The following is a 6,392-nucleotide window of genomic DNA, read 5'->3' as shown; positions in this document are numbered from 1 at the left end:
TGAGCGTGTGCCAGTCGATGGTGAGGTGGTTGAAGGGCACAGCTATATTGATGAATCTATGATTACGGGTGAGCCTGTTCCTGTTGAAAAAATAATAGGGCAACAAGTAGTTGGGGGTACAGTTAATCAAAACGGTACTCTAAACATTCGGGCAACCGCTGTTGGTTCTTCGTCTGTACTTTCACAAATTATTCGCATGGTTGAGCAAGCCCAAGGTTCTAAACTTCCGATTCAGGGCTTAGTCGATAAAGTCACTATGTGGTTTGTACCGGCTGTCATGCTAATTGCTGCAATTACTTTCTTGGTTTGGTTTATTTGGGGACCAGAGCCTGCGCTAACTTTTGGCTTGGTGAATGCTGTTGCGGTACTGATTATTGCTTGTCCTTGTGCGATGGGTCTTGCAACGCCAACTTCTATTATGGTCGGTACTGGACGTGGTGCTGAGTTAGGTGTCTTGTTCCGTAAAGGTGAAGCTTTGCAGCTTTTACAAGAAGCACAGGTCGTTGCCGTTGATAAAACGGGTACACTCACCGAAGGTAAACCGACACTGACAGACTTTAATGTGCAATCTGGCTTTGAACGTAACCAAGTGCTGACTTTAGTGGCCTCAGTCGAAGCCAAGTCTGAACACCCAATTGCCCTTGCGATTGTTCAAGCAGCAGAAAGCGAAGGCCTAAACTTATTACCAGTAACAGCATTTAACTCGATTACAGGTTCAGGTATTGAAGCGGAAGTTTCAGGCCAAAAAGTACAAATTGGCGCAGACCGTTATATGCACCAACTTGGTTTAGACACCAGCTCATTCCAAGCGATTGCTGCTCAGTTAGGTGAAGAAGGCAAAACACCACTCTATGTTGCCATTGACCAGCAACTTGCAGCAATTATTGCCGTGGCAGACCCAATTAAAGAAACAACCTATGCTGCGATTGAAGCCTTACATAAATTAGGTCTCAAAGTGGCCATGATTACAGGAGACAACCGTCATACGGCGCAAGCGATTGCCAAAAAGCTGAACATTGATGAAGTTGTGGCAGAGGTTTTACCCGAAGGCAAAGTGGACACAGTTCGCCAATTGCAAAAACAGTATGGTCGCTTAGCTTTTGTAGGTGATGGCATTAACGATGCGCCAGCCTTGGCACAAGCGGACGTGGGCTTAGCCATTGGTACAGGAACTGATGTTGCGATTGAAGCTGCCGATGTGGTGCTGATGTCAGGTAGTTTAAAAGGCGTACCGAACGCAATTGCGCTAAGTAAAGCAACTATGCGAAACATACGCCAAAACCTGTTCTGGGCATTTGTATATAACGTTGCGCTGATTCCAATTGCAGCAGGTGCGCTATATCCAGCATTTGGTGTATTACTTTCACCTATGTTTGCAGCAGGCGCGATGGCACTTTCTTCGGTCTTTGTTTTAGGCAATGCGTTACGCTTAAAACGCTTTCATGCGCCAGTACAGTAAGCGTGCTGAAAATCAACTTTTGGTTTAAGATCATGACAGCAGGTCTTAAACCAAATTTAATATTTGAGGTGTGAGATGAATATCGGTCAGGCATCCAAACATTCGGGCATTTCAGCGAAAATGATTCGCTACTATGAAGAAATCGGTTTACTTGAAGCAGCTCAGCGTTCTGCTTCTGGCTATCGTATTTATTCAGAAACAGACCTTAAAACTTTAAACTTTTTAAAACATGCCAGAGAGTTAGGTTTTTCATCTGAACAGATGAAAGAGCTTATTTCGCTTTGGAAAAATACCGATCGGCATAGTGCAGAGGTGAAAGCTTTAACCGTAAAACACATTGCCGAATTAAAGCAAAAAATTGCTCATTTACAGGAAATGGTTAATATTTTGCAGGCTTCAGCTGATGATTGCTGTGGTGACCAACAGGCTTCGTGTGCGATTTTAGACCACATTGAAAAAGGTGTAGGGGTAAGTTAAACCTTATAAAAATAAAAAAGGAAAAATCATGGCTTATACAGCTTCTTGTCTTTGTAATGGGATTCAACTTCGTATTAATGCCGAATTAGAACCCATCATGGTCTGTCATTGTAAGCAATGCCAAAAAGCACAAGGAGCTGCTTTTGCGGCCATCACTCAAGTACAAAAAAGCGATTTAGAGATTGTACAGGGTGAAAATCTTTTGCAAGCGTATTTTGCATCGCCTAATAAAAAGAGAGTGTTCTGTAAAACTTGTGGTTCACCTGTCTGGAGTGAACGTTTAGATAAACCTGATGTGGTGCGTTTAAGGGTAGGGCTCATTAATGAAGAAATATCGACGCCAGTCATCTCTCATGCTTTTGTCAATTCACAAGTGAAGTGGTATCCAATTTGTGATACGGCTCGCCAGTACCCAAATGGCGTCGAAAACCCTTGAAATATGAAGGTTTGAAGTATTTTATCCATTTGTAAAAAAACGTGAACAGCACTAGCCATGAATAAATAATGTGCTATAAATGTACTTAAGGTAATCGTAATATCTCCTCGATCCACAGGGAAACTTGGGACAGGGCAAAAGATACGATAAGACCTTATAAACAGCTAGCAAAGAGCAAATAAAAATGGATAGACACATTTTTTGAGTGCTCAACGTTGCAGAAAAGCCCGTGAAACGGGCTTTTTTAATGCCTATGAAAAGTTATTTCTAAGTGTGGGATAGCTTATATTTTTAAACTATTTAAGAAAAAGTAATGTAAAAATAATAAAATATTTCAAATATACAGACTATTCTGTATTGCAATTTATTTTTATTAAGGGTACATTTAGTTAACGGTTTAAAGTTCAAGCTTAATAATGGACTCATGGTCGTTGTGGGAGATCTAAGAGCCTGCATTTTCCCCAAGATGCGGGTTTTTTTTATGCCTAAAAAAGTAATGACTCATCTGATCTAAAAATTTAATTCTTTGTTTTATAAAGTTTAAAAACCTACGAACGTAATAGGTCGTAGGTTTCTAAGCACGTCTAAAAATTAAGCACGATATGCCTGACAAGCTTGAGCACATGCTAAACATGCTTTTGCACAAACCTGGCAATGCTCATGTTCGTGTTTACTACACTCAGCTGCACATAGTTGACATGCATTAGCACATAACTGCATGGCTTGTTCAGCAAGTTCGGAATGTCTTAATTCTAAAGATGTGCATAACTGACAGGTTTCTACACAGGTTAAGCAGTGTTTGATGCACTCACGCATCATATGCACATGCTCTTCTTGTAAACATGCAGAGGCACAATGCTTACAAGCAAACATACATTCAATGCAGGCTTGAATAGAAGTAGATGCTTGATTAAACAGAGATTGATTTGGTTCTTGTGAGCTATTCATTTTAATATTCTCCTTTTGAAAGGCATTATTAAAAAACCGAATATTGTTATCTTTTTTCATTTTATAAAATCATTTTTCCTATCGGGCACTTTGAAATGAAAGATCTACAAATGCTCAATACGAGATTAACCTCGTATAAGAATGTTACAGGTACTTTGTTAGCTAAATTCTAAAAAGACAGTAAAACCTTAAGAAGAGATACCTAAAAACAAAAAATAAAATTTGTTTGGATATAATACTTTTGGCTAATTTTTTAATGTATGAAAATTAGGCAAATTATCAGTGTGAACTTTAAGGGCACACGTAATGGAAAACATTGAACAGTACGCTCACGGAGCTGAGCATGAAGTCCACGTACACTGCAAACGATCATTAAGCACTTTAATACTGAGTTTGTTTGTATTAATTGCAACTGGTCGATAAAGAAGAAGCACCCACGGGTGCTTTTTCTGTATGACTTGACTATGGGTGGATTAAATTAAGAACCTGTAAAGCCGCGGCGCTTTTTGTAGGCTTTACGATCATAAGAGGGAATATTGGACTTTTGAAGATCAATAGCCAATTGTTTTCTGCGTTGAAATTGCACTTCATTTAAAAGCGCATCATAGATTTTAGGTCGGTCAGTTTTAAACTTTTCTACATCCAGTGGAATCTTACTTTCCTCTTTAACAATATACAAAACTGAACCATTGGCATTGGTTTCATATACTGTCCAACCAACCCGTACTGTATAGAGGCCGGTTTTCTGATCCTTTCCTAAATAAGATTTAAAACCATCGGGATGAGGGCGTACATAAGCATTCATCATGCATCCTCCATCAACTATTTAATTCGATGAAAGCGGCGATCAATGAATTGATGGGAACGATACATCTATTCAGTAAAATCACGATTTTCATGTGTATATATATTGATCAATTTGATAATTTCAAGCTCTGTAATTTTTCTTTTGGGGGATGAAAAACGTGAGAATTTGACTAAAAAAGATACAAAAATAACCACTTCATTTTTATAGATAAATTAAGTCTATTTTTAACTTAAATTTGGTTTTTTTAAAATTTATGTGACGTATTTTGCAAATTTAAAATTGAATAATTTATAGTGAAGCTTGAGTTCATTTTTTATTAATGATTTGATTTTAAAAAATAAAAAATATTTGTAATATTTCTTGTTACAACGATTTTGTCGACAATACAGGATTGTTTTTGACATATTTCGCCTAGCGTAATCAATAGAGTTTTTTGCCTATGGTGTCATTTTTATTTATTGGACTTGTAGTCACTATTTTGTTGACTCCAGGACCAACAAATACATTATTAGCCTCGGCTGGCATACAAGCAGGGGTAAAGCATTCTCTTAAGTTGATTCCGGCAGAGGTCATAGGTTACCTGATCGCAATTACCTCATGGGGTGTTTTACTTGAATCGGTGTCTCATTTCATACCATGGCTTCCAGCTATATTAAAGCTGATGAGTGCGGGCTTTATACTCTATCTTGCTTTTAAACTCTGGATGACATCGTCTGAAGATATTAAGTTAGACCGACCGCTTATTACACCAAAAGCTTTATTTCTTGCGACACTTTTAAATCCGAAAGCTTTACTTTTTGCTTCAGCGATTTTTCCACATGCAGCGTGGGAAGTTCCTCATTTATATTTTATTCACATTGTTGTCTTTTTAGCTTTAATTACCCCAATTGCTTTTTTATGGATTATGTTTGGTACAGTATTAATCTCAAATAAAGTCACTTGGTTAAATCAACGTAACTTACAACGTATTGCTGCATTTATTTTAACTTTTTTTGCCATGCCAATCGGCTATTCAGCGATTAGCTCATTTTAGACCTAACAAATTAATTTATATTAAAAAATTTAATATACAGGAGTTTTTTCATGAAGAGATTAAAAGTTGTTATTAAAGATCAGTTTGACCAAGAAAGTATTGCTTTAGCAAAGGTTAGACCTGCGAATGATCAGAAATTAGAGCTGTATAAAAGTGTAGAGCATATCGAAATTGATGACGATATTATTCTACCGAATATGGATTTACTGTATGAAAATCCAAAAGATGGAAAAATTTATAAATTAGTCGGCCCGTTTAATGAAGATGAATTATAGAGGGGCGAAGGAAAATTGATTTTTTCATCTGTTTTAGTGTTGCTTAAAATAAAAGCAAACTAACGTATAGACACAATTAAAATCTTGAACACTAAGGGGTCCTTATGGGACTATGTTTTTGCAAAAATGTGACCTAATCCACATTTTTGTATTTCAGGACTAAGTGGTGTTCACTAAGCCCATTTCTTCAATGAGAAGTAGAAATGGGCTTTTTTTATGTAAATTTATTCTTTAAAAGTTTCATCTAAAGCTTGCTGGACTGCTTCAATGCGAGATTTGCAAGCTTTATAAGCACCAATGGATTCTTCAACAATCTTCATCAAATTATCAATATCTGGGCTTTCTTGAGATTCAAGTAATTCGGCATTTCGCTTTAAAATGTCATGACCTTCTTTAAAAGTCAGTTCTTTATCATTCATTTGGAATTACCTCGGTAATATTAGCCTTAATCGCTCCATCTTGCATATCAACAGTAATGGTAGAGCTAGTGATTTGGTGAATGGAACGAATTGCTTTGCCTTCTGATCTTACAATTGCATAACCTTTTGCTTGAATTTGTTTCGGGTTTTGCAAAAGAATTTCTCGCATAAGAGATTCAGTTTGCGATAGAGAAAATTTAACTTGTTGCTGTGAAACAAATTGAATGCGTTCCTTTATCTGCTCAAGGAACTGGTGAGCTGAATTAAGCTGAGCTTGGGCAGAGGATTTAATATGTTGTAGATATTGATCACTCTTACTTTGGTAGGTCGTAATTTGATGTTGTGACAAGAGTTTGATTGTTTGCAGGTTGTCCACAGCTTCTTGTACACGTTCAACAATATGGTTGCGAATACCCGCAATCACTTTACTTGGAGTATCAAACGAACGGTGTGCAATCTCGTCAAGGATAGTACGATCTTTTTCATGTCCAATACCGACCCAAATCGGCACGCTACGTTTACAGAGTAGGGCGGCAA

Annotated in this window: 9 protein-coding genes; 5 read left to right on the top strand and 4 right to left on the bottom strand. The window is 37.5% G+C overall.

The features are described 5' to 3' along the window. The 3 genes from C1642_RS19765 to C1642_RS16395 all read left to right on the top strand — a co-directional run. A partial coding sequence (locus tag C1642_RS19765) for a copper-translocating P-type ATPase (RefSeq protein ID WP_228153950.1) occupies positions 1–1,459 on the top strand: 1,459 nt, incomplete at its 5' end. A 75-nt stretch (positions 1,460–1,534) separates the two neighbouring features. After that, positions 1,535–1,936, top strand: coding sequence for a Cu(I)-responsive transcriptional regulator (gene cueR / locus C1642_RS16400; protein WP_001020650.1), 402 nt, complete (start codon positions 1,535–1,537; stop codon positions 1,934–1,936). Positions 1,937–1,964: 28 nt separating this feature from the next. After that, positions 1,965–2,372, top strand: a complete 408-nt coding sequence (locus C1642_RS16395; protein WP_000331908.1) for a GFA family protein — start codon at positions 1,965–1,967, stop codon at positions 2,370–2,372. Between the two features lie 591 nt (positions 2,373–2,963). Here C1642_RS16395 and C1642_RS16390 read toward each other — a convergent pair. Both C1642_RS16390 and C1642_RS16385 read right to left on the bottom strand, forming a co-directional pair. Continuing rightward, positions 2,964–3,320, bottom strand: coding sequence for a four-helix bundle copper-binding protein (locus tag C1642_RS16390; RefSeq protein WP_001088962.1), 357 nt, complete (start codon positions 3,318–3,320; stop codon positions 2,964–2,966). A 478-nt stretch (positions 3,321–3,798) separates the two neighbouring features. Beyond that, positions 3,799–4,128: a hypothetical protein gene (locus C1642_RS16385; protein ID WP_000980495.1), complete on the bottom strand. Its 330-nt coding sequence runs from the start codon at positions 4,126–4,128 to the stop codon at positions 3,799–3,801. 439 nt (positions 4,129–4,567) lie between these two features. Between C1642_RS16385 and C1642_RS16375 the strand changes: the two genes are divergently transcribed. Both C1642_RS16375 and C1642_RS16370 read left to right on the top strand, forming a co-directional pair. Then, positions 4,568–5,161, top strand: a complete 594-nt coding sequence (locus tag C1642_RS16375) for a LysE family translocator (protein ID WP_000253369.1) — start codon at positions 4,568–4,570, stop codon at positions 5,159–5,161. A gap of 50 nt (positions 5,162–5,211) precedes the next feature. Continuing rightward, on the top strand, positions 5,212–5,436 hold the full coding sequence (locus tag C1642_RS16370) for a hypothetical protein (RefSeq protein WP_000825869.1): 225 nt from the start codon (positions 5,212–5,214) through the stop codon (positions 5,434–5,436). A gap of 224 nt (positions 5,437–5,660) precedes the next feature. Here C1642_RS16370 and xseB read toward each other — a convergent pair whose 3' ends face one another. Both xseB and C1642_RS19760 read right to left on the bottom strand, forming a co-directional pair. After that, on the bottom strand, positions 5,661–5,855 hold the full coding sequence (xseB, locus tag C1642_RS16365; RefSeq protein ID WP_000998196.1) for an exodeoxyribonuclease VII small subunit: 195 nt from the start codon (positions 5,853–5,855) through the stop codon (positions 5,661–5,663). Then, on the bottom strand, positions 5,848–6,392 hold a 545-nt coding region (locus C1642_RS19760; RefSeq protein WP_322869419.1), incomplete at its 5' end, for an exodeoxyribonuclease VII large subunit. The genes xseB and C1642_RS19760, both read right to left, overlap by 8 nt.

It is taken from the genome of Acinetobacter sp. AKBS16 (assembly GCF_002899995.1).
GTDB lineage: Bacteria > Pseudomonadota > Gammaproteobacteria > Pseudomonadales > Moraxellaceae > Acinetobacter > Acinetobacter baumannii.
Note: the sequence above shows the minus strand (reverse complement) of the source record. Positions and strands in the feature narration are given on the sequence as shown.

Coding starts and splice junctions, on each gene's coding strand:
- cueR (WP_001020650.1), top strand. CDS start 1,535: ATGAATATCGGTCAGGCATCCAAACATTCGGGCATTTCAGCGAAAATG.
- C1642_RS16395 (WP_000331908.1), top strand. CDS start 1,965: ATGGCTTATACAGCTTCTTGTCTTTGTAATGGGATTCAACTTCGTATT.
- C1642_RS16390 (WP_001088962.1), bottom strand. CDS start 3,320: ATGAATAGCTCACAAGAACCAAATCAATCTCTGTTTAATCAAGCATCT.
- C1642_RS16385 (WP_000980495.1), bottom strand. CDS start 4,128: ATGATGAATGCTTATGTACGCCCTCATCCCGATGGTTTTAAATCTTAT.
- C1642_RS16375 (WP_000253369.1), top strand. CDS start 4,568: ATGGTGTCATTTTTATTTATTGGACTTGTAGTCACTATTTTGTTGACT.
- C1642_RS16370 (WP_000825869.1), top strand. CDS start 5,212: ATGAAGAGATTAAAAGTTGTTATTAAAGATCAGTTTGACCAAGAAAGT.
- xseB (WP_000998196.1), bottom strand. CDS start 5,855: ATGAATGATAAAGAACTGACTTTTAAAGAAGGTCATGACATTTTAAAG.